Consider the following 22,011-nt stretch of genomic DNA (forward strand, 5'->3'; position numbering starts at 1 on the left):
CTCACACGTTGCTGGTCGCGCGCACTTCCTCGATGGTCGTCTGACCGGCCAGCACCTTCTCGATACCGTCCTGACGCAGCGTGCGCATGCCTTCGCGCAGCGCCGCCTCCTGCAGTTCCTCGGCACGCGCCCCGTTCTGCACCAGGCGGCGAAGCGTCCTGGACACCACCATGAGTTCGTGGATGCCGACGCGGCCCTTGAAGCCGGTGTCGCCGCAATGCGCGCACCCGGTGCTGCTGAAGGTGTGCAGATGGCCGTCGTGCCCATGGCGCGCGATCCAGTCGCCGTGCAACGCCTTGCGTTCGGCGGGCGTGGCCTCCGCGCCGAACGCATGCATGTAGTCGGAGAGCAGTTCCTCGACCGTCTCGGGGCTCGCGGGGCTGCGGGTGGTGCACTGGGTGCAGAGGCGACGCACCAGCCGCTGTGCCAGCACCGCCAGCAGGGAGTCCGCGAAATTGAAGGGGTCCATGCCCATGTCGAGCAGCCGTGTCACGGTCTCGGGGGCGCTGTTGGTGTGCAGTGTCGAAAGCACGAGGTGCCCGGTCAATGACGCCTCGATGGCCGTCCTGGCGGTTTCCTCGTCGCGGATCTCGCCCACCATGATCACGTCGGGGTCGGCGCGCACGAAGGCGCGCAGTGCCTTGGCGAAGGTCCAGTCGATCCGCGGATTGACCTGCACCTGCCTGAGCCCCGCCTGCGTGATCTCGATCGGGTCTTCGGCCGTCCAGATCTTTCGCTCCGGCGTGTTGATGTGCATCAGCGCCGAGTGCAGCGTCGTGGTCTTGCCCGAACCCGTGGGCCCGACGCACAGCACCATGCCGTAGGGGCGCTCGACCGCCTGGGTGAGTTGCGCGAGATTGCGCGGCGAGAGGCCCAGCGCGTTCATCGCGATGGGCTTGGCCGACGCAAGGAGGCGCATGACCACGTCTTCCAGGCCGTTGTTGGTCGGGATGGTGGCAACGCGCAACTCGATGCGGTGCTGCGGCGAGTACTTGCCGAAGTTGATCTTGCCGTCCTGCGGCTTGCGCTTCTCGCTGATGTCCAGGTCGCACATGATCTTGATGCGCGCCACCACGGCGTTGCGATAGCTGGACGGAAGCTCCAGGTACGTATAGAGCCGGCCGTCGCGGCGAAACCGGATACGGGTCTTTTCGTCGCCGGGCGAGCTTTCGACGTGGATGTCCGATGCGCCTTCGCGGTGCGCTTCCAGGATCATGCTGTTGATCATGCGCACCAGCGAGTTGTCCGATTGCTCGATCGGCGCCTCGGTGCTGGCGATCGAGCGGCCTTCTTTCTCGAGCGTTTCGAGCAGTTCGCTGGTGCCGGCCATGTCGAATTCCAGCGGCCGCATCGGATCGAGGCTGGCCGGGCGCGGTGTCGCGGGGTCCCCGAGCTTCTCGTAGGCCTTGTGCAGCACGCCGTCCAGGTCGAGGCATTTCCCGACCACCGGAACCACCTTCACCTGGGCAATGAATTCCACCTCGTCGATCGCCGAACGCCGGTTCGAGGGATCGTCCAGCGCGAGGACCAGGCGGCCCTCGTGCAGCATCAGCGGCATCACCTGCAGGCGTTGCGCCGCGCTGTGGCCGATCTTGCGCAAGGCCTCGGCGGACGGCGCGAACAGGTGCAGGTTGACCAGCGGATAGCCCATCTTGTGCACCAGCGCCGTCTGCAGCTGGGCGCGGTTGATCATGCCCATGCGCACCAGCGTCTCGCCCAGCGGCACCGTGGGGGCGAGCTGCTGCTGCGCCAGCCCACCGTGCAGCTGCTCCGCCGTGATCATGCCCAGCGACATCAGCGTCTGGCCGATCTGCGCAATCGGCATGCGGGTCTGGGCATCGAGTTCGGCCAGCAGTTGTTCCGGTGTGGTGACTTCGGCGGATGGCATGGATGGGATCTCCTGTTCTGGTTTCTCCGCGCCGGCGTGCATGACGTGCCTTGGCGTGGAGCGGTGCTGCGGCCGGGGCCGCGGTTCATGGGCAATGAATGGATCAATCGGAAAAGAACTCGAACCTGTTCCTTCCCGCCGACTTGGCGGCGTACAGCGCGCTGTCCGCATGCGCCAGCAATTCCTCGGCGGTGACCGGTGCATCGCCGCCCTGGCGGAATGCGATGCCGATGCTCGTCGTGACCTGCAGCCGCTGGCTGTCGAGGCGAAACGCGGGTGCGCGAATCTGCGCGAGGATTTTCTGTGCAACGGCTGCCGCCGCGTCCCGCGCAGGCAGGTTTTCCAGCACGACGACGAACTCGTCCCCCGCCAGCCGCGCCACGGTGTCGGTGGCGCGTACGCTGGACCGCAGGCGGTTGGCGTATTCGGCCAGAACGCTGTCGCCACTCGCGTGGCCCAGCGTGTCGTTGATGGTCTTGAAGGCGTCGATGTCCAGGAACATCAGGGCCATCGCGCTTCCGGTGCGCTGCGCGCGCAGGAGCGCCGCGGGCAGGAGCTCGTTGAAGGCGAGCCGGTTCGGCAGGCCCGTGAGCGTGTCGAGCCGGGCCAGCTCGATCAGCTGGCTCTCCACCGCTTTCAGCGCCGTGATGTCCAGGCACAGCGAGAAGATGCCGTGCGTGGACCCGTCCGCGCCGATGTCGGGCACCAGGCTGACGCGCGTGACGCGGTCTGTGCCGCCGGTTCCGGTCTGGTCCTCGAATTCGACACGCTCGCCGGCAAGCGCCCGGTCGATCATGGCCTTGCGCTTGCGGTACACGCCGGCGCCCACCACGTCGTGAAGCGGGCGGTCCAGCAGTTGGGAGGGGTCCAGCCCGAGCCACTCGCGATGGGTGGCATTGGCGAAGGTCACGTTCTCCTCGCGGTCGATGTAGGTGATGAGCGCGGGCAGGTTGTCGGTGATGGTGCGCAGCCGGTTCTCGCTGTCGGCGCGCTGGAGTTCCGCCTGCTTGAGCGCGGTGATGTTGAAGGTCATGAGATAGAAGCCCAGGACGCGGCCACCAAGGTCCTTGTCGGGTACCAGGTGGGCCTGGAAGTGCCCGTCCTTGCCGTGCAGCGGCGCATGAAGCGGAAAGCGAACCTGCTTGCCCGCGAGCACCACCGGGATGTAGGGCGCGTGCTGTGCGTACATCGATTCGCCCAGGGCCGAGCGCAGCGTGACGCCGTCCAGCGGCCGGTCGCCATGGCCGGCCATCTGCCGTGCGCGGCTGTTGGCGTAGAGGCAGTTTTCCCCGGTGTCGAAGTAGCCCACCAGCGCGGGAATGCTGTCGGTCACGTCGCGCAGCCGCTTCTCCTGCTCGGTCAGGGCCTTGCGCACGTTCACTTCATCGGTGATGTCGAAGGTCATCGCGAACACGCCCTGCACCGCGCCGCTGGCGTCCTGGTCGGGAATGTAGTGGGCCTTGTAGGTGCGCTCGCCGATGCCGCGCGCAGGGTCGCCCTTTTTCTCGATGACCACGGTCTCGCCGGCCAGGGCGCGCCGGATGTAGGGCTCGACGATGGCGAAATCCGCCGCACCGCGCGCCTCGGGCATCGACTGGCCGACCATCGAGTCATTTTGATGCAGCGCCCGGATGTGGGCGTTCACGAAGGTGTAGTTGAGCGACGCGTCGACATGCGACACCAGCGCAGGAATGTTGTCCGCAATGATGCGGACCTTCGCCTCGCTGTGCGCCAGGCTGACCTCGATGCGCTTGCGCTCCGTCACGTCGAAGGTCATGGCGTAGTAGCCGCGGTACTGCCCGGCGTTGTCGAGGTCGGGAATCAGGTCGGTCTGGAAAAAGCGCTCTTCCGCGCCGGACCCCGACGTGTCGCGGCGCTCCAGGCTGACCGATTCGCCCGCCGCCACGCGCCGCAGGCCCGCTTCGAGGGCCGCGTCGTCGCCGGGGCTGCGCATGCTTTGCACCGGCTGCCCGATGAGCTGCGCGGCACTCTGGCCCAGCTTCTCGCACAGGCGGGCATTCACGAACGTGTAGCGCCCCTGCGCGTCGGCATGCGACACCATGGCCGGGAGGTTGTCGGTGATGTCGCGCAGGAACTTCTCGTCGGCCTGCCGCTGCCGGATCAGCCGGTCGAAGGTGCGTGAGAGATCGCCGATTTCATCGTTGGTGTATGTGCGCAGCGCGGCCACTTCGGCCGGTGCGGCTTGTGCATCCAGCATGTGCCGGTGCAGCGCGGTCAGGGGCTTGAGCTGCCGCCGCACGACAGCCAATGCGATCCCACCCGCCAGCAGCGCGAGCACGAAGGCCCCGGCCCAGGCTGCGCGCTCGATGGCGTCGACACGTGCAAACGCCTCGTCGCGCGGATACATGGCGCCCATGATCCAGTCCGCCTGCCGCAATCGCCTGAACGCATAGAGGCCGTGCACGCCTGCCCGGTTGACGCCCTCGGTCGCGCCCTCGAAGCCCGCGATGGCGCGCTCTATCTCGGGGTTGCGTGCCGTGTCCGGGCTGGCGGCTTCGAGCACGCGCTCTTCGCGGGGATGGTCCACCACGATGCCGTTCGTCGTGGTGATGAACAGGTACCCCGTCTCGCCGAACCTGACACTCGCAAGCTCGCCCAGGATGTTGCGCTCCTTCAGGTTGATGGAGCCCGAGATCACGAACTGCACCCGCCCGGCGCTGTCCAGCACCGGCTCGGTGATGGCGACCTGCGCCAGGCCGTTCAGCCGGTTGCGATAGGGCTCCGAGATCACGCCCGCCCTGGAGGCCACCGTGTCCCGGAAATACGCGCGGTCCTTGACGTTCACCCGGCGCACCTGGCTGGCGTTGTTGAGGTTTGCCACCAGGTTGCCGTCCATGTCGATGAAGGCCACGTTGTCGAACGCCTCGCGCAGCGACGTGTGCCGCTCCAGAAAAGCCTGCAGCGGCGCCGCATCCGGCACCCGGAGCGCCTCGGCGCTGTCGCCGAAAGTCTTCAGCAGCGTGCGCCGGCTGATGAACTTCTGGTCAACCGCATCCGCCAGGGCCGAAACGCGCGCGAACTCCTCCTGGGCAATCGACTCCCGCATGCTGGTCTTGACGAACTGCAGCGCAGCCGTGGCAATGGCGAACGTGGCTGCCAGCACCACTGCAGCAACGCCGAGGCTCATGCGCGTGTTCAGACCGATGCGGAGTTTTCTGGAACCTGTTGGATTCATTGACCTGCATAGTGCATCGCAACCAAGGAACTGGTGCAGGCCCGCAAGTTAGGCGTTCCGGGAGAGAAGCGCAAGTAGCCATTCACCTGATCGGGCGTAGGGCGCCGGTGCGCTCAGGCTGGCGCGCCTCTTGTCTCGATCACGCGTGCTGCGCTGTCGACGAACCCCTGTATCAACCGCTGCCGGGGCGACGCACGCAGCCACAGCACGCCGAAACGCCGCGGCTCCGAGGGCAGCGGCAGCGGAATCTTCGCGATGCGCTGGCCATCGAGCAGCGGCGATGCGATGTCGGGCACCAGCGAAACGCCCAGTCCCCGGTCGACCATCATCGCGATCGCCAGCAGCGAGCTGAGCTCGAAGCGCTCCTGCGGCACGATGCCCGCGGCGCGGAGGTACCGGTCGGCCTGCTTGCCGCCGCCGAGCGCGCGGTCGTAGCGGATGAGCGGCGAGGTTCGCAGCAGCTCGTGCGGATCGCGCCTGGCGAGGCGGCTCGGCGCGAGCAGCACCAGCGGCTCCTCGCGCAGCAGCGACCAGTCGAAGGTCTTGGCCAGCACATAAGGCGGATGGAGGCACACCGCCGCATCGAGCTCGCCCTGCTGCACCGCCTTGTGGAGCGTGGCCGTCGTGCCCGATTGCAGGAACACCTTCACGCCGGGATGCGTCTTCACGAAACGCGCGAGGATGTCCGGCAGCAGGCTGTGGATGGCCGTGTTGATGGTGCCGATGAGCAGTTCGCCGCCGGCCGCATCGCTGTTCAAGAGCGTCTTGATGTCGCCCACTTCGCGCAGCAGGTTGCGCGCACGCTGCACCAGCAGGTGCCCCGCCTCGGTCGGCTGCACCGTGCGGCCCGCGCGCGCCAGCAGCGGTGCGTTGAGCTCGCGTTCCAGCGTGCGTATTTGCTGTGCCACGGCCGCGGGCGTCAGGTCGAGCCGGCGTGCCGCTTCCGACATCGAGCCCGACTCCACCACCAGGAGAAAACTTTGCAGGTAGGCGGTTTCCATGAAGATAGATTTTCTATGAACTGATCATAGAAAGCATGTGTTTTTCTTTTCTCATGCGATGCGCACACTGCGGCGCATGAGAAGCAAATTGTTCGTTCCCGGCACGCGCCCCGAGTTGTTCGCCAAGGCCCTGGACGGTGCGGCCGACGGCGTGTGTTTCGACCTGGAGGATGCGGTGTCCGAGCCGCGCAAGGGTGAGGCGCGCGATGCCGTGCGGCAACTTCTGCGGGGCGGCGAGCCGGCCGCATCGGGCAAGACCGTGATCGTGCGCGTCAACGCGATGGACACGCCGCATTTCGCGGACGACATCGCGGCGGTGGCCCAGCCCGGCGTGCACCTCATCAACATTCCCAAGCCCGAGAGCCCGGCGCATGTGCGTGCCGCGGTCGAGGCCATCGAGCGCGCCGAAGAGGCCAATGGCGTGCGCACGCCCATCGGCCTTTTGCTGAACATCGAAGCGCCTTCGGCGTTTCGCATCGCAGCGCAGCTCGGGTTGGCGCATCCGCGCGTGGCCGGGCTGCAGTTGGGGCTCGGCGACCTGTTCGAGCCGCTGGGCATTGCGCGACGCGAGCCGGCCGCGATCCAGCAGGCGATGTTCGCGATGCGCATCGCCGCGGGCGAGGCGGGTGTCTACGCCTACGACGGTGCGTTCGCGGACATCCGCGATGCCGAAGGCTTTCGCGCCGAGGCCGTGCTGTCGCGCAACCTAGGCTTCCTCGGCAAGACCTGCATCCACCCGAGCCAGATCGCGATCGCCAACGAGGTGTTCCGGCCCACCGACGAAGAAATCGCCCACGCCTGCAAGGTGGTCGAGGCGGCCCGCGACGCCGATGCCAGGGGCGTGGGCGCCTACGTGGTCGACGGAAAAATGATCGACATCCCTTTCGTGATCCGCGCACGCGCCATCGTTGCGAGCGCGCGCAGCCTGGGCCTGCTGCCGGCTTGAGCCTTTCGCTTTCCCCAAAAAAATCAGGAGACAAGACAGATGAAGATTTCCCCGTTGTTTCGCTTGCGCACGCTCGCCGTTGTTGTTGCCGCCATCGCCGGCGGCTGCCTGTTGAGCGGCAGCGCATTCGCGCAGGCCGCGTACCCGACCAAGCCCATCACCATCGTCGTGCCTTATCCAGCGGGCGGCTCGAACGACACTTTCGCGCGGCAGGTGGCCAAGGAACTGGGCGATGAGCTCAAGCAGCCGGTGATCATCGACAACCGTCCCGGCGCGAGCGGCAACACCGGCACGGGGCAGGTCTCGAAGGCCGCGCCCGATGGCTACACGCTGGTGGCGGTGTCGTCGAGCATGACGACCAATGCGGCCGTGCAGTCGAAGCTGCCCTTCGATCCGGTCAAGGGCCTCGCGCCCGTCGCGATGTTCGCCAAGGGGCCGTTCATCGTCGCGGTGAACAACGAGTTCCCGGCGAAGACGCCGGCCGAGCTCATCGCCGCCATCAAGGCCAAGCCGGGGCAGTACAACTACGCCTCGTCGGGTGCGGGCAGCGTCAACCAGTTCGGCACCGAGTTGCTCAAGGCCAAGGTGGGCGACCTGCAGATCGCGCACATTCCCTACAAGGGCATGGGTCCGGCCGTGACCGACCTCGTCGGCAACCAGACGCAGTTGCTGATCTCGAGCGGGCCCTCGCTGCTGCCGATGGTGCGCGCCGGCAAGCTGCGTGCGGTGGGCATCACGAGCTTGAAGCCCAGTCCGATCGCGCCCGACCTCACGCCCATTTCCACGGCCGTGCCCGGCTACGAGTTCGAGCTCTGGTGGGGCCTGCTCGCACCGGCGGGCACGCCGCCCGACGTGGTCGCCAGGCTCAACGGCGCGGTGAACAAGATCATCACCAGGCCCGAGATCGCGGCCAACTTCCTGCGCGAAGGCGCCATCGCCACGCCGCTCTCGCCCGTGCAGTTCGGCACTGTCATCGCCGAGGACGTCGAGCGCTGGAAGAAGCTGGCGAAGCAGCAGAACATCACCGCCGACTGACGATTGAGGAAAGAAGGATCCATGAGCTTCGACGCCGACAAAGACGACACACGCCTGCCCGCGCGCACCGGCCCCGCGGGGCCGTTGAGCGGCCTGCGCGTGCTCGACCTGAGCGCCTACATCGCGGGCCCGTACGGCTGCTCGCTGCTGGCCGACCAGGGCGCCGAGGTCATCAAGATCGAACCGCCCGCGGGCGACAACCTGCGTAAGTACCCCTCGACGCTCGAAGCCGAGAGCCGCGCCTTCATCGGCGTGAACCGCAGCAAGCTGGGCGTGGTGCTCGACCTGAAGAATGCAGAAGACCTGGCCGCGCTGATGGCATTGGTGCGCACCGCCGACGTGCTGGTGCACAACTTCCGCCCCAGCGTCCCGCCGCGGCTGGGCATTGCGTACGACCAGCTGAAAGCGGTCAATCCGCGCCTCATCTATTGCAGCCTCACGGGCTATGGCGAGACCGGCCCGCTGCGCGAGAAGGCCGGATACGACCAGGTGCTGCAGAGCATGACCGGCATGTGCGCGCTGCAGGGCAAGCGTGGCGAGCCGCCCGAGATCATCTACGGCTCGGTGGTCGACTACTACGCGGCCGCGCTCGTGGCCGCGGGCGTGGCCTCGGCGCTGTACGAGCGCGAGAAGAGCGGGGAAGGGCAGTTCGTCGGCGTGTCGCTGCTGCGCTCCGCGCTCACGATGCAATCTGCCCGCATGGTGTGGGCCGAAGGCGAGGCGAAGGACGTGGGGCGCGACATGCGCTCGGGCGGTATCACCGGCCTGCATCCGACGCGCGAAGGCCACCTCTACATCTCGGCCAACACGCCGCACTTCTGGCAGGCGCTGTGCGCCAAGGTGGGCCTGCCCGAACTTGCGGCCGATGAGCGCTACGACTCGGTGCGCAAGCGCGCGCAGCACTTTGCGGAGATCGTTCCCCGCCTGCGCGAGGCGCTGGCTGCGCGCACCGCGCTCGAATGGGAAGAGCTGTTCGGCGAGGAAGTCCCTTGCGCGGCGGCACGTACGGTCGAGGACATGTTCGACAACGAGCAGGTACTGGCCGAGGACATGGTGGCGAACTTCGTGCATCCCACGCTCGGCTCGTACCGCGGATTCACGAGGGCGGTGAAGTTCGGGCGCACGCCGGGCCCCGAGCCCTTTGCGGCACCGACGCTGGGGCAGCACACGGCCAAGGTGCTGAAGACCGCGAACGCGGCCGGCTGAAACGCGCATGGACGTCAGCTACCCCAACAGCGGCGGAACGCGCCGACCCGCCAGCGCGGCGCCGGAGGGCGCGTGCGATGCGCACATGCACGTCTACGACCGCCGCTTCGCGCTGCATGGCTCGCCGGACGCGATGGTCGACAAGGCCACGGTCGACGACTACCGCCTGCTGCAGCAACGCATCGGCACCCGGCGCACGGTCGTCGTGCAGCCGCGCGTTCATGGCACCGACAACAGCGTGACGCTCGACGCCATTCGCGCGCTCGGCCCCGCGCGCACGCGCGGAGTCGCAGTGCTTCGCCCCGACGTGACCGATGCCGAACTGGCGCGGCTGCATGCAGGCGGCGTTCGCGGCATCCGCTTCACCCTCTACACGCCGGCCAATGCGGCGACCGATTTTTCGATGGTCGAACCGCTCGCGCAGCGCGTGCATGCGCTCGGTTGGCATGTGCAACTGCACTGGAGCGCCGACCAGATCGCGACGCATGCAGATCTGCTCGCGCGGCTGCCGTGCACGATCGTCTTCGACCACCTCGCGCGGCTGCCGCTGCCCGATGCGCTTTCGCACCCCGCGTTCGATGTGGTCAGCCGGTTGCGCGACAACGGGCGCACCTGGATCAAGCTGTCCGGCCCCTACCTCGACTCGAAGGCGGGTGCCGCGGATGGCTACGCCGACACGACCGGCATCGCGCAGGCCTGGGTTCGCCAGGCCCCCGGGCGCGTGGTGTGGGGCAGCGACTGGCCGCATCCGACCGAGCCCATGGCCAAGCCCGACGACGCGGTGCTGTTCGACCTGTTGAGCCAGTGGGTGCCCGACGCGGCCACGCGCCATCGCGTGCTGGTCGACAACCCGGCGCTGCTCTACGACTTTCCTGAAACCACAAAGCCCGAGACATCCGAATGACGAAGAGACGCCTCCTGAAATCGATCGCCGCGCTGGCCGCGTGCACCCCGCTGCTTGGCTGGGCTGCGTGGCCCGACAAGCCCATCCGCATGGTCGTGCCTTACGCCGCGGGCGGCGGCGCCGACAACACCGCGCGTGTGGTCGCGCAGCACATGAGCACCGCGCTCGGCCAGCAGATCGTCATCGACAACAAGCCCGGTGCCGGCGGCGTGATCGGCGAGGACAACGTGGCCAAGGCACCCGCCGACGGCTACACCGTGCTCTACGACGCCTCGGCGTTTTCGGTGAACCCGTCGCTGCGCAAGCTGCCGTTCGACGCGACGAAGGATTTCATTCCGGTCTCGCTGGTGGCCACCGCGCCGCAGATCCTCGTCGTGCCCGCCACCGCGTCGTACAAGACCGTGGCCGAATTCCTCGACTTCGCGCGCAAGAACCCCGGCAAGCTGAGCTTCGCCTCGGCTGGCGGCGGCACCGGCTCGCACCTGGCGGGCGAGGCGCTGAACGAGCAGGCCAAGGTCAACCTGATGCACGTGCCCTACAAGGGCGGTGCACCTGCGCTGACCGATGTGATGGGCGAGCAGGTGTCGGCGTACTTCGGCAATGTGGCGTCGACGCTGGGCTATGTGAAGTCGGGCAAGCTGCGCGCGCTGGCGGTGAGCTCCAGCAAGCGCGTGAACGGATTGCCCGACACGCCGACGCTCGCCGAGTCGGGCCTGCCGGGCTACAACGTGGTCGAGTGGAACGGCGTGTTCCTGCCCAAGGGCACGCCGGCCGATGTCGTGCAGCGGCTGGGCAAGGCGGTGCAGGCGGCGGTCAACGATCCCGCCGTGAAGCAGAAGCTGCTGCAGTTCGGCCTGGAACCCGCGGGCAGCACGCCCGAGGCGTTCGCGAAATTCGTGCAGGACGAGACGGGACGGGTGAGTGCGTTGGTGAAGGTACGCAACATCCGGGTCGACTGAACGAATGCCTACCTCTGCATCGCGCCCGTTTCGTTCACCTCGTGGACGAGGTCGATGAACGCGCGCAGCCCTGCGGAGATGTGCCGGCGCCCCGAGTAGTAGAGCGCCAGCCCCGCGACGGCAGGCATCCGGTCGTCCAGCACGCGCACGAGGCGCCTGCTCGCCACGTCCTCCTCGATGTACCACTCGGCCACTTGCGCAAGGCCCATGCCTTGCCGCGCCGCGTCCAGCATCAGGGCCGGCGCATCGAGGATCAGCCGGCCCGGCACCTCGACCGCCTGCACCTTGCCCTTGGCCATGAACTCCCACGGCGAGGGCGCACCGCCGGGGAGGCGGGCGCGTATGCATTGGTGCGCGGAGAGATCGGCGAGCGAGCCCGGCGGCGGGTGCCTTGCGAAGTAGCCGGGCGAGCCGACCACCGCCATGCGCAGCTTCGCGCCGATCGGCACGCGCACCATGTCGCGCGGCACCAGTTCGCCAGGCCGGATGCCCACGTCGAAGCCTTCCCCGACGATGTCGACCATGCGGCCTTCGGTGACGATGTCCACCGTCATCGCCGGATGGCGCCGCAGGAACTCGCACACGATCGGCTCGAAGACCATGCGCGCCGCGCCCAGCGAACTGTTGATGCGCAGGGTGCCGGTGGGAGTGGCGCGTTGGTCGTTGAGGGCGCTCATCGCGCCCTGGATCTGCGCGATCGCCGGCTCGACCTGGGCGAGGAACGCATGGCCCGCCTCGGTCAGCGACACGCTGCGTGTCGTGCGGTGAAAGAGCCGCACGCCCAGTCGTGTTTCCAGCCCGGCCACCGCGCTGCTGAGCGCCGAGGTGGACATGCCCAGTTCCAGCGCCGCGGCCCGGAAGCTGTGGCGCCGCGCGACGGCCAGCACGGCCTCGAATTCAACCAGCCCTGTCTTGTGCATTGTCCTGAATATCGGGATGAGTCGTGCTGAATTTTCCATCTTCTCAAGATGATTGGGCAGCCATAGATTGCTCATGACCCGGGGATTTCCGGGGAAAGACAACGGAGCAGTCCCATGCGTCACCTTTCTCACGCCTACATCGACGGCGCCTTCGTTCCCGTGCAGGGCAGCGAAGTCGTCGACATCGTCAATCCCGCCACCGAGGAGCGCATCGGCACCGCCGCGCTCGGCAGCCGCGACGACGTGCGGCTCGCCATCGCCGCCGCACAGCGCGCGCAGCCCGCCTTCGGCCGCAGCACGAAAGAGGAGCGCATCGACATGCTGCGGCGCCTGCAAGCGGCCGTGCTCGCGCGCACCGACGAGATCCGCGAAGCGACCATCGAGGAATACGGCGGTCCGTTGTCGCGCGCGCAATGGGTCGCCGACTACGCCTCGCAGTGCTTTGCCAACGCGGTGGAAACGCTCGAGGCCTATGCGTTCACGCGCTCTGTCGGCGAGGCCACGGTGGTCATGGAGCCGGTGGGCGTCGCCGCGCTGATGACGCCGTGGAACAGCACCGCGGGCTCCATCTGCAACAAGCTCGCGAGCGCCCTCGCGGCGGGCTGCGCATGCGTGATCAAGCCGAGCGAGCTGAGCCCGATCCAGACGCAGGTGATTGCACAAGCCATCCACGATGCGCGCTTGCCGCCGGGCGTGGTCAACATCGTGAACGGCCGTGGCGCCGATGTCGGCAACGAGATCAGCACGCACCCGGGCATCGCCAAGATTTCCTTCACTGGCTCAACGCCCACGGGCAAGGCAATCTTGCGCGCGGGCGCCGAGACGATGAAGCGCGTGAGCCTGGCGCTCACGGGAAAATCCGCCACCCTCATCCTGGACGACGCGGACCTCGCGAAGGCCATACCGCTCGCGTTGAGCGCGGGCTTTCTCAACAGCGGCCAGGCCTGCATCGCCGGCACGCGGATCCTGGTGCCGCGCGCGCGGCTCGCCGAGGCGATCGAGCACGTCAAGACCACGGTGGAGGGCCTCTGCGTGGGCGATCCGCGCGATCCGCAGACGCTCATCGGGCCGTTGGTGAATCAGGCCCAGTACGATCGCATCCAGCGCTTCATTCGCTCGGGGCTGGAGGAGGGGGCAACGCTCGTCGCCGGCGGCGAAGGCCGTCCGGCGCATCTCTCGCGCGGTTACTTCGTGAGGCCGACCGTGTTCGCCAACGTGCGCAACGACATGCAGATCGCCCGCGAAGAAATCTTCGGCCCGGTGCTGTGCCTGCTGGCCTATGACGACGAAGAAGAAGCGGTGCGCATCGCCAATGACTCGCCCTATGGATTGCAGGCGTACGTTTTTTCTTCGGACCCCGGGCGCGCGCGCCGCGTCGCCGAGCGGCTGGAGGCCGGCGGCGTGATGGTCAATGCGATCAGGCCCGCGCTCACGGCGCCATTCGGTGGCGTCAAGCAATCGGGGCTGGGCAGGGAGTACGGGGTGTTCGGGCTGGAGGCGTTTCTGGAGCCGAAGACCATCGTGTCGGCGTGATCAGGCGGAGGACGCGCCCCAGCGGGCCTTGAAGAGGGCGAACACCGCGGGCGGATTCAGCCGCTTCGCCGAATCGTCCTCGAATGCTTCCGCATCGTCGGAGTCCGAGATGCTGCAGAAGAGCGTCAGCGCCTGCCTGTCGGCACCAGTCCCGAAGAAGCCCTCCTGGTCCAGCTCGGCCAGCGCCTGGACCATCGTGTCGTTCAGCCGCGAGCCGAATGCGGCGATGGCGCGCTCGTCGTCGCCCGAAGCCAGCACGTGGGCACGCAGGCGATCGCACACTGCGTTGAAACCTTCTGCATGCTGGTCTTCGTACGCCCACTCCGCCGTCCCCCAGCGGGTGTAGGCGATATCCCGGGGATCGGTGCAGTCGTTGTCCACGAGGATGCGCTGCAGCGCTTCTTCGCTGTTGGCGCTCGGGCACACCGTCATTGCACCGTCGTCGGCGTAGAGGGCCATCGCGTAGAACCGCTCGTTCGGGTGCGCTGCGCGCAGCGTGCCGAAGGCGGTGCGGGCGGCTTCGCGAATCTGGACGCGCAGCGTTTCGAAATCGAAAGAGGTCATGCGAGGTGGAGGACAAGTGAGCGAGCCGCGATGTTAGATCGGCGCGCTCTCACCGGTCTCGGCCGCCATCACCCCGCACACGCAGCCACACCCGGCCCCGGATACTCCATCTCCTGCATCACCCAATCCCGCCGCGCTTCCCCGTGTCGCGCGGCGATCTCGCACAGCGTGCGGTCCAGCTGCTGCACCGGCTTCAGCGACGCGGACAGCGGCAGCCGGGTCGCCGCTTCGCGAGCCGGTTGCGTGACGAGCACCAACCCGCTGCGCAGCGTGACCGAGCCGGAGGCAGACGCAGCATCGACGCTGATATGCCCCGTGCGCGTCCACGCATCGGCCGCCAGCGCGAGCGCGATGTCGTCGGTGCCGTTCTGCACATCGATCTGCGCCTGCTCGCCGCGCCAGAACGCAGCCTTGTTGAGCAGGTAGCTGCTGCCGCGCTTCACGTCGAGGCCGAAGGGCGCGCTGTCGTGCTCGGGGCTCCACGACGCCACGCCCAACTCCGCTGCCATCGACTTCGCTTTCTCCGGCCCGCCCATGGCCTCGACCAGCGCCAGCATCGTCGGCACCGAGGCGGTGATGCCGGTGGTGGTCGCGACGTCGCGGTCCATCACGTAGCGTTGATGCGGCACGTAGGTCGAACCGGGGTGGCGCTTCAGCAGCGTCTTGCGGTCGTACCAGTGGCCTGCGAAACGCCGCCCATCGAGCAGGCCGGCGTGGCCGACCACCAGCGCGCCCGAGCAGACGCCGATCACCCGCGCGCCCCGTGCCGCCTGTTGCTGGAGCCAGGCGGCCACGGCGGGATCGTCTTCAACGATCATCGCCGGCACGATCACGTAGTCCGGTCCCGAGGGATGCGCGCGATCGAAGCTCGCGAAGTCCTGGGCGCCATCCACCTGCAGCGCGGGATACAGGGCCACGCGGCCGCTTTTCGGCGCGACGATCCGCACATCGGCAACGTCGGCGCGTCGCAGCACCGCGTGCGGCAACAGCAGGTCGGTCGTCTCGGTGCCTTCGTTCAGTGCGAGCACTACGACCACCGGCCTGCCCGAGCGGCGCGGCTTCAGGGCCTCGACGAAGGCCTGCTTCTCGCGCTCCCTCGCGGCCGCATCGGCCTGTGCGGGCGGCAGCGGCGCGCCCGCGCCGCATCCTGCGAGGGCAAACGCTGCAATACTTGCGCCGATCAGCGCCCACACCGCTCTCCACATGGCTCTGTTCTCCTGTCAACCTGACGATGCCCAGAGATTAAGAATGCCGACCCCGACCCACAAGGACGAAGACGCCGCGGTTCCTGCCAGCAACGTGGTGCTGGTCGTGTTCGACGGCGTCGAAGTGCTCGACGCCGCCGGCCCCGCCAGCGTGTTCAGCAAGGCCGAGGAGATGCGCCCCGGCACCTACCGACTGCACATCGCATCGCCCGGCGGCGGCACGGTGTCGACGAACGGCGGACTGCAGTTCGGAGGCACGCTGGCGCTGCGGCAATTGCCCGCCGCCATCGACACGCTGATCGTGGCCGGCGGCGACGAGCCCGCGGTGCGCGAAGCGATCGTCGAGCACCGCATCGGCGCATGGCTGAGAGACGCCGCACCGAACATTCGCCGCGTCGCGAGCGTGTGCAGCGGCGCCTTCGCGCTTGCGGCGGCGGGCCTGCTCGATGGCCGCGAGGCCACCACGCACTGGCGCTGGTGCGACCAGTTGCAGGCGCTGCGGCCGCAGACGCGCGTGCAGCGCGAGCGCATCTATGTGCGCGACGGCCCGGTGTGGACATCGGCCGGCGTCACGACCGGCATCGAGCTTGCGCTGGCGCTGGTCGAAGACGACCTCGGCCATGGCGTGTCGATGGACATCGCCCGCACGCTCGCGCTGCCTATGCTGCGCGGCGCGGAACAGCCGCAGCTGAGCCAGGCGCTGCAGGCGCAGGGCACGGCGAGCCATCGGCTGCGCGAGCTGGTGGCGTGGATCGGCACGCATCCGCAGGAGGCGCTGTCGGTCGAGCTGCTGGCCGAGCGCGTGCAGATGAGCCCGCGGAATTTCGCGCGCGCATTCGCGGCGGAGACGGGATGCACGCCGGCGCGGTTCGTCGAGCAGACGCGCGTGGCCGCGGCGGCGCAGTTGCTGCGGCAGACGGACTGGCCGCAGGAGCGCATTGCAGCGCGCAGCGGTTTCCGGTCAGTCGATGCACTGCAGCGTGCATTCGCGCGGCAGCACGGCGTGACGCCGCAGCGCTACCGCGACGGCGGCGATGGTGGCGGCGCCGGCGACCGGCGCCACGCATCCAACTAGCTGGCGGACCGCTGTCCGAACCGTCGCGGCCACCCGCAATCAACAACCTGCACGGAGCTGCCCATGAAAATCGATGCGTTCGATGAAAGCCTGGACCATCGCAACATCCTGCCCTACGACCCTGCATACGCCGAGGTGTTCGCGCAAGTCCGGCGCCATGTTCAGGAGCGCCTGGAGGGCGTGGAACTCGTTCACATCGGCAGCACCGCCATTCGCGGCTTGCGGGGCAAGCCCATGGTGGACGCTGTCGCCATCACGCAAAGGGAAGACTTGCGCAGCGAGCAACGGGCGTTCGAAGCGCTCGGGTTTCATCGCCGTGCCGTCTGGGTCGACAAGGATGAGAAGCCGTACGTCTGCGGGAGCGTGGTGCACGACGGGCGCAGGTTCAACATCAACATCCACATCTGCCACCGCGGCGATCCGGTGCACAAGGATTCGCTGGCGTTCATGGACATCCTGGACAGGCGCCCGGATCTGCGCAGGAGGTACGAGGAGGCCAAGGACCGCGCCCACACCATCGATCCCGTCAACCCCGAGGTCTACAACCGGGAAAAAGCGGCGGTGATCCAGGAGATCCACGCGCAGATCGAGCTGAATGAACAACGACAACGAGGAATGCCATGACCCTTTCGACGAAGAACCTGAAGCCGCTCCCGGACATCCTGGAACTGAAGCGGCTGACGCAATCGCTCGCCATGCTCGACGCCATCCTGTCGCCGGAGTGGGAGTACCGCTACTACTCGTTCAACCAGGCGTGGTCCGATGATGGGATGATGGCTTCGATGCGCAATGGCTCGGGGGACCACTGGTTCGCCATCTTCTGCGCGGCGGGTGCCGCCCTCCATGGCCTTGCGCACGAGGCGCCAGTGTTCAGGTCCGGGAACCCGCAGCCCGAGATATTCGACAGCCTGCCTTCGGTGTTCCATGCGAACCTCTTGCATGAGCCCGCATTCAGCACTCACGACAGCACGTTCTGTATCTGGCGTCTGAGCGATGACGAACGGTGGTCCTGCGGAAGGGTCGAACTTCCTGCGGGCGAAGACCCCGATGGATCGGCCGAGTTGCTCGGCATTCTTGCGGGGAGACCCGAGCAATACGTGGCGTTCGCCAGTGAGTACTACGAGCGCGACGTCGATGTGAATGACGTCGCCGCGATCTACCGCCACGAGCCGCTCAGCGTCGAGCTTGTCCGGCGGCTCAATCCCGATACCGACCTGGCGTCGCTCGTGGATGACATCGCCGAGATCGGCTATCCCCGGTGAACGCGCGGCACGGCAAGGGTTCAAGGCTGGTAGCCAGCCGCATCGGGAGGCCCTTCGAAGCCCACCACGAGAAGACTTTGGTAGTCAATCGACAGACAAGATCGAGACCATGAAAATATGGCCCCCATCTTTGGAGCGCGTCGCATGTTCAATTGCACTGAGGCCTTCCGAATCAAACACATTCGTCTTCTCGGACCGGGTGGCACCGATGATTCGCGTGCAGCGGTGCTGCATCAGGCTGGCGTGACCTGGGCGGCTCGCACGATGGTCTTGAGCCACGGGGCAGCGAACACCGTGATGTTTCTCTCGCCCGCTCACATGAACCCTCTACAGATTGCGATCGGCGCTTTGGGACCCAACCAGGCAAACGCCAATGTGATGGTTCGAATCCCATGGGCAGTAACCTGGGTGAATGCCATGCAGGACGAAATCATCAAAGATGCGGCTGGCTTTGTATGTTCTACAGATGCCCAGGGGGAATGCTGCCACTTCGGCGGAATTCTCAAGGACGGCTTGAGCCAGTCACATACGCATTGGCGAAACTAGGCCCTGTTCAACCTGCGCGACCCTTTGCGCAGGGGGAACAGGCCCTGATCTCTGAGGCCAACAGTTCCTCGAACTGCCGGCTTCAGGCGAAAACCTCGCTCAAGCCAACCGATCCAGCAAGCTGTACCAGGCCACCCCACCCGCTACATAGAACCGCTGCAACCCATGCAGCGGTATCGGCCGCATCTCCGTCACCGGATATGGAAACTCCGCCTTCGCATCGACAAGACGTGCCGCCAGGTGCTTGCCCATGCTCGTCGCCAGCGCGATGCCGCGCCCGTTGTAGCCCAGCGCGATCGTCATGCCCGGCGCGGGCGTGTGCACGTGCGGCATGAAGTCGCGCGTGACGGCGATGCGGCCGGCCCAGCGGTATTCGTAACGCAGCGAGCCGAGCTGGGGAAACAGCAGCTCGAGCGAGCGCTCCAGGTGCGCGAAGTCGGCAGGTCCGTCCGGGTCGGCGAAGTGCCCGCGCCCGCCCATCAGCAGCCGGCCCTGCGCGTCCTTGCGGAAGTACAGCAGCAGCCGCTGCGAAGTCGAAGCGGTTTCGCCGCGCGGCAGGATGGCATCGGCGGCGGCGCCTTTCAGCGGGGCCGTGGCGACGATGAAGCTGTTCGCTGCCAGCACGGTGCGCGACAGCCCCGGCCACAGCGGTCCGGTGTAGCCGTTGGTTGCGAGCACCACCTGGTCCGCGATGACGGTGGCGCCAGTCGATGTGCTCGCATGCCACTGCGCGCCCCCGCGCTCCAGTGCCGTGACCTCGGTGCCGCCATGCACGGCCGCACCGAAACCCTGCGCGGCGCGCACCAGGCCGCGTGTATAGGCCAGCGGCTGGATGCCGCCTGCGCGCGGGTCGAGCCAGCCGCCCGCGAAGGCCTCGGTGCCGAGCCGCGCGCTGACGGCGGCATGGTCGAGCATTTCCGTCTTCACGCCGCGCCTTGCCCATTGCTCGGCGCGCGCATGCAGCCCGGCCACTTGTTTGGGCGAGTAGGCGACCTGCAGCCAGCCGTTGCGCACCGGCTGGCAATCGATGCGGTGCCGCGCGATCAGGTCGAACACCACGTCGGCCGAGCGGGAGACCGCGTCGATCAACGGTGCCGCGCGCTCGCCGCGATAGAGGCGGGTCAGCTCGTCGGGGTCGTGCTTGAGCGTGGGGTTCACCTGTCCGCCATTGCGGCCGGATGCGCCCCAGCCGGGTTCATTCGCCTCGAGCACGCAGACCTGTACGCCCGCCTCGGCCAGATGCAATGCGGTCGACAGGCCCGTGAACCCGCCGCCGACGATCAGCACATCGACCTTGCGCGATTCGCGCAGCGGCGGTGTCGGCGGAGCAGGGGGCGCGGTGGCCGCCCACAGCGATGGCGGCATTGCCTGCGATGCGCTCATGAACGCACCTCGGCAGGCACGACCGCGGCCGTCGACGACGGATGCAGCACGCGCCGCAGAAAGTCCTGCGTGCGCGGCTGCTTCGGTGCGCCAAGCACTTGCGCGGCGGGGCCTTCCTCGACGATGCTGCCGCTGTGCAGGAAGCACACGCGATCGGCCACCTCGCGCGCGAAGCCCATCTCGTGCGTCACCACGATCATGGTCATGCCTTCGTCGGCCAGCGCGCGCATCACGCCGAGCACGTCGCCGACCAGCTCGGGGTCGAGCGCGGAGGTGGGCTCGTCGAACAGCATGGCCTCGGGCTTCATCGCGAGCGCGCGGGCGATGGCCACGCGCTGCTGCTGGCCGCCGGAGAGCTGCGCCGGATAAGCCTGCGCCTTCTCGGCGAGCCCGACCTTGGCGAGCAGCGAAAGCGCCTCTTCGCGCGCCTGTGCGGGCTTGTGGCCCAGCACATGGACGGGGCCTTCCATCACGTTCTCCAGCACCGTGCGGTGCGGAAACAGGTTGAAGCGCTGGAACACCATGCCCATGCGGCTGCGCAGCCGGTGGATGGCGCCGCTGTCGCGGTCGACGCGCTCGCCGAAGGCGCGCACCTCGCCGCCTTCGTACGACTCCAGCCCGTTGATGCAGCGAAGCACGGTCGACTTGCCCGAGCCCGAAGGCCCGATGAGGCAGACCACTTCACCCGCATCCACATGCAGGCTCACGCCCTGCAGCACGCGGTGCGTGCCGAAGCGTTTTTCCAGTCCATCGACGCGGATCATGGCTGCTTCCTCCCGGCGCCGAAGCGCTTCTCGAGCCGGCGCAGGCCCCAGACCAGCGGCAGGCTCATCAGCAGGTAGAGCAGGGCGACGAGCGTGTAGACCGTCATGTTCTGGAAGGTGGACGAGGCGATGAGCTGGCCGGCGCGCGTCATCTCGGCCACGGTGATGGTGGAGACGAGCGAGGAGTCCTTGAGCATCATCACCAGCGTGTTGCCATACGGCGGCAGCGCGATGCGAAAGGCCTGCGGCAGGATCACGCGCCGCATGATCAGCGCCGAGCGCATGCCCATGGCCTGCGCGGCCTCGCGCTGGCCCGGATCGACGGCTTCGATGCCGGCGCGGAAGTTCTCGGCCTGGTAGGCCGAGTAGGCGATGCCCAGGCCGATGACGCCGGCCTGGAAGGCCGTGAGTTGCACGCCGAACTCCGGCAGCACGAAGTAGATGTAGAACAGCTGCACGATGATCGGCAGCCCGCGGATCACGTTGATGACCACCGTGCCCGTCCACGACAGTGCGCGCACGGGCGAGAGCTTCATCAGCGCGAGCCCGAGGCCGAGCGCGCTGCTCAGCAGGAACGAGAGCACGGTGACCTGCACCGTGACCACGGCGCCCTGCAGGAGGATCGGCAGGAAGTCCTGCGCGTTCTGGAGAAAGGAAGCAGCCATGGGGGCGGTGCGTTGTCAGATGCCCCACTTCTGGACGATCTTCGCCAGAGTGCCGTCGGCCTTGATCGCCGCGATGGCCTTGTTCAGGCGGGCCATGGTCTCGGTGTCGCCCTTGCGCACCACCAGGCACACGTCGCCCACGTTCACGGGCTTGTAGCTTTCCACCAGCTTCACGCCGGGAAAGGTGTTCTGCCGCAGCTGGTAGGCAATGATGGGCTGGTCGCCCAGGCCCGCCTTGATGCGGCCGAGCGAGAGGTCGCGCGTCATGTCGGCCACCGAGTCGTAGCTGCGCACCTCCTTGAAGATGCCCTTCTTGTTGAGCATGTCCAGGAACACGGTGCCGACCTGCGCGCCGACCACCTCGCCCTTGAGCTCGTCGAGCGAGACATACGCGCGAGCGTCGTCGCCCTTGACGATCAGGCCCTCGCCGTACGAATACACCGGGTCGCTGAAGTCGACCACTTCCTGGCGCGCCGCGGTCTTGAGCATCGCGGCCGAGACGATGTCGATCTTGCGGGCGGTGAGCGAGGGAATGAGCGCCGAGAACACCGTCTGCTGCACGTTGACGCCGAAGCCGCCGGCCTTGCCCACGGCAGTGACGGTGTCGACCATCATTCCCTGGATGGTGTTGGTCTTCACGTCCAGGAAGGTGAAGGGCACGCCGGTGGCCGTGGCGCCCACGTTGTAGGTGGCGGGTGCGGCGCCCTGCGCGCCGGCCAGCGAGGCGGCGCCCGCGACGCACAGGCCCAGGGCCAGGCGGCGAAGTGAGTGAAGGTGGCGAACGATGCGATGAACGATGGGTTTCACGGAAGCACTCCTCGGGGAAGGTGAAAGAGCAGGAAGGAAACGGAAGAAAAGGAACTGGGAAAAGACCGAACGGCCAATGCAACATGTGTGCCAATAGTCGATTCTTTTGAATCTCATATCAATAAAGAAAAACCACTAGTCGAACTCAAAGT

At 67.4% G+C, this 22,011-nt stretch carries 20 protein-coding genes; 10 read left to right on the forward strand and 10 right to left on the reverse strand.

Going from position 1 to position 22,011, the window contains the following annotated elements; all coding sequences use genetic code 11:
* Nucleotide 1 precedes the first annotated feature (1 nt).
* From J2W23_RS11285 to J2W23_RS11295, 3 genes are all read right to left on the reverse strand, one after another.
* Entirely contained in the window at nt 2–1,888 is a 1,887-nt protein-coding gene (locus J2W23_RS11285) for a GspE/PulE family protein (protein ID WP_307648775.1), read from the reverse strand.
* Between the two features lie 103 nt (nt 1,889–1,991).
* Nucleotides 1,992–5,036: a sensor domain-containing diguanylate cyclase gene (locus J2W23_RS11290; protein ID WP_307648776.1), complete on the reverse strand. Its 3,045-nt coding sequence runs from the start codon at nt 5,034–5,036 to the stop codon at nt 1,992–1,994.
* 161 nt (nt 5,037–5,197) lie between these two features.
* Nucleotides 5,198–6,085, reverse strand: a complete 888-nt coding sequence (locus J2W23_RS11295; protein WP_176659700.1) for a LysR substrate-binding domain-containing protein — start codon at nt 6,083–6,085, stop codon at nt 5,198–5,200.
* 76 nt (nt 6,086–6,161) lie between these two features.
* Here J2W23_RS11295 and J2W23_RS11300 point away from each other — a divergent pair, with 76 nt between their 5' ends.
* Genes J2W23_RS11300 through J2W23_RS11320 form a run of 5 tightly spaced genes read left to right on the forward strand, consistent with a single transcriptional unit; the run spans nt 6,162 to nt 11,135 of the window.
* The gene (locus J2W23_RS11300) at nt 6,162–7,031 is read left to right on the forward strand and encodes an HpcH/HpaI aldolase/citrate lyase family protein (RefSeq protein ID WP_307648777.1); all 870 of its coding nucleotides are present in this window, start codon (nt 6,162–6,164) and stop codon (nt 7,029–7,031) included.
* Nucleotides 7,032–7,070: 39 nt separating this feature from the next.
* A complete protein-coding gene (locus tag J2W23_RS11305) occupies nt 7,071–8,066 on the forward strand; it encodes a tripartite tricarboxylate transporter substrate binding protein (protein WP_307648778.1) in 996 nt (331 codons plus the stop codon).
* A gap of 21 nt (nt 8,067–8,087) precedes the next feature.
* Nucleotides 8,088–9,272 carry a CaiB/BaiF CoA transferase family protein gene (locus tag J2W23_RS11310; protein ID WP_307648779.1) on the forward strand — a complete coding sequence of 395 codons (1,185 nt, stop codon included), beginning with the start codon at nt 8,088–8,090 and terminating at the stop codon, nt 9,270–9,272.
* A 7-nt stretch (nt 9,273–9,279) separates the two neighbouring features.
* Nucleotides 9,280–10,176, forward strand: a complete 897-nt coding sequence (locus tag J2W23_RS11315) for an amidohydrolase family protein (RefSeq protein ID WP_307648780.1) — start codon at nt 9,280–9,282, stop codon at nt 10,174–10,176.
* Entirely contained in the window at nt 10,173–11,135 is a 963-nt protein-coding gene (locus J2W23_RS11320; protein WP_307648781.1) for a Bug family tripartite tricarboxylate transporter substrate binding protein, read from the forward strand. Before J2W23_RS11315 ends, J2W23_RS11320 begins: the two co-directional genes overlap by 4 nt.
* Before the next feature lie 8 nt (nt 11,136–11,143).
* On the opposite strand, the gene J2W23_RS11325 is transcribed toward J2W23_RS11320, so the two are convergent.
* Nucleotides 11,144–12,055: a LysR family transcriptional regulator gene (locus J2W23_RS11325; RefSeq protein WP_307648782.1), complete on the reverse strand. Its 912-nt coding sequence runs from the start codon at nt 12,053–12,055 to the stop codon at nt 11,144–11,146.
* A 114-nt stretch (nt 12,056–12,169) separates the two neighbouring features.
* Between J2W23_RS11325 and J2W23_RS11330 the strand changes: the two genes are divergently transcribed.
* Complete coding sequence (locus tag J2W23_RS11330; protein WP_307648783.1) at nt 12,170–13,588, forward strand: aldehyde dehydrogenase family protein; 1,419 nt, start codon at nt 12,170–12,172, stop codon at nt 13,586–13,588.
* Here the strand turns inward: J2W23_RS11330 and J2W23_RS11335 are convergent, their stop codons facing one another.
* Together J2W23_RS11335 and J2W23_RS11340 are read right to left on the reverse strand one after the other, a co-directional pair.
* Nucleotides 13,589–14,152 (reverse strand): DUF4303 domain-containing protein, encoded by a 564-nt coding sequence (locus J2W23_RS11335; RefSeq protein ID WP_307648784.1) that lies wholly within the window; start codon nt 14,150–14,152, stop codon nt 13,589–13,591.
* A 68-nt stretch (nt 14,153–14,220) separates the two neighbouring features.
* Nucleotides 14,221–15,357, reverse strand: a complete 1,137-nt coding sequence (locus J2W23_RS11340) for a DJ-1/PfpI family protein (RefSeq protein ID WP_307648785.1) — start codon at nt 15,355–15,357, stop codon at nt 14,221–14,223.
* Nucleotides 15,358–15,400: 43 nt separating this feature from the next.
* Here J2W23_RS11340 and J2W23_RS11345 point away from each other — a divergent pair, with 43 nt between their 5' ends.
* The 4 genes from J2W23_RS11345 to J2W23_RS11360 all read left to right on the forward strand — a co-directional run bounded on the left by J2W23_RS11345 (nt 15,401) and on the right by J2W23_RS11360 (nt 18,240).
* Nucleotides 15,401–16,432, forward strand: coding sequence for a GlxA family transcriptional regulator (locus tag J2W23_RS11345; RefSeq protein ID WP_307648786.1), 1,032 nt, complete (start codon nt 15,401–15,403; stop codon nt 16,430–16,432).
* Between the two features lie 63 nt (nt 16,433–16,495).
* Nucleotides 16,496–17,056 (forward strand): GrpB family protein, encoded by a 561-nt coding sequence (locus J2W23_RS11350; RefSeq protein ID WP_307648787.1) that lies wholly within the window; start codon nt 16,496–16,498, stop codon nt 17,054–17,056.
* Nucleotides 17,053–17,694 carry a hypothetical protein gene (locus J2W23_RS11355; protein ID WP_307648788.1) on the forward strand — a complete coding sequence of 214 codons (642 nt, stop codon included), beginning with the start codon at nt 17,053–17,055 and terminating at the stop codon, nt 17,692–17,694. The genes J2W23_RS11350 and J2W23_RS11355 overlap by 4 nt, the downstream gene beginning before the upstream one ends.
* A 144-nt stretch (nt 17,695–17,838) precedes the next feature.
* Nucleotides 17,839–18,240 carry a hypothetical protein gene (locus tag J2W23_RS11360; RefSeq protein ID WP_307648789.1) on the forward strand — a complete coding sequence of 134 codons (402 nt, stop codon included), beginning with the start codon at nt 17,839–17,841 and terminating at the stop codon, nt 18,238–18,240.
* A 99-nt stretch (nt 18,241–18,339) separates the two neighbouring features.
* Here J2W23_RS11360 and J2W23_RS11365 read toward each other — a convergent pair whose 3' ends face one another.
* The 4 genes from J2W23_RS11365 to J2W23_RS11380 are packed head-to-tail and all read right to left on the reverse strand — an operon-like array spanning nt 18,340 to nt 21,850.
* Entirely contained in the window at nt 18,340–19,623 is a 1,284-nt protein-coding gene (locus J2W23_RS11365) for an NAD(P)/FAD-dependent oxidoreductase (protein WP_307648791.1), read from the reverse strand.
* Nucleotides 19,620–20,387, reverse strand: coding sequence for an amino acid ABC transporter ATP-binding protein (locus tag J2W23_RS11370; protein ID WP_307648792.1), 768 nt, complete (start codon nt 20,385–20,387; stop codon nt 19,620–19,622). The genes J2W23_RS11365 and J2W23_RS11370 overlap by 4 nt, the downstream gene beginning before the upstream one ends.
* Nucleotides 20,384–21,052, reverse strand: coding sequence for an ectoine/hydroxyectoine ABC transporter permease subunit EhuD (ehuD, locus tag J2W23_RS11375; RefSeq protein ID WP_176659716.1), 669 nt, complete (start codon nt 21,050–21,052; stop codon nt 20,384–20,386). The genes J2W23_RS11370 and ehuD overlap by 4 nt, the downstream gene beginning before the upstream one ends.
* A gap of 15 nt (nt 21,053–21,067) precedes the next feature.
* Nucleotides 21,068–21,850: an ABC transporter substrate-binding protein gene (locus tag J2W23_RS11380; protein ID WP_176659869.1), complete on the reverse strand. Its 783-nt coding sequence runs from the start codon at nt 21,848–21,850 to the stop codon at nt 21,068–21,070.
* Nucleotides 21,851–22,011: the final 161 nt, after the last annotated feature.

It is taken from the genome of Variovorax boronicumulans (assembly GCF_030812215.1).
Lineage (GTDB): Bacteria > Pseudomonadota > Gammaproteobacteria > Burkholderiales > Burkholderiaceae_C > Variovorax > Variovorax boronicumulans_C.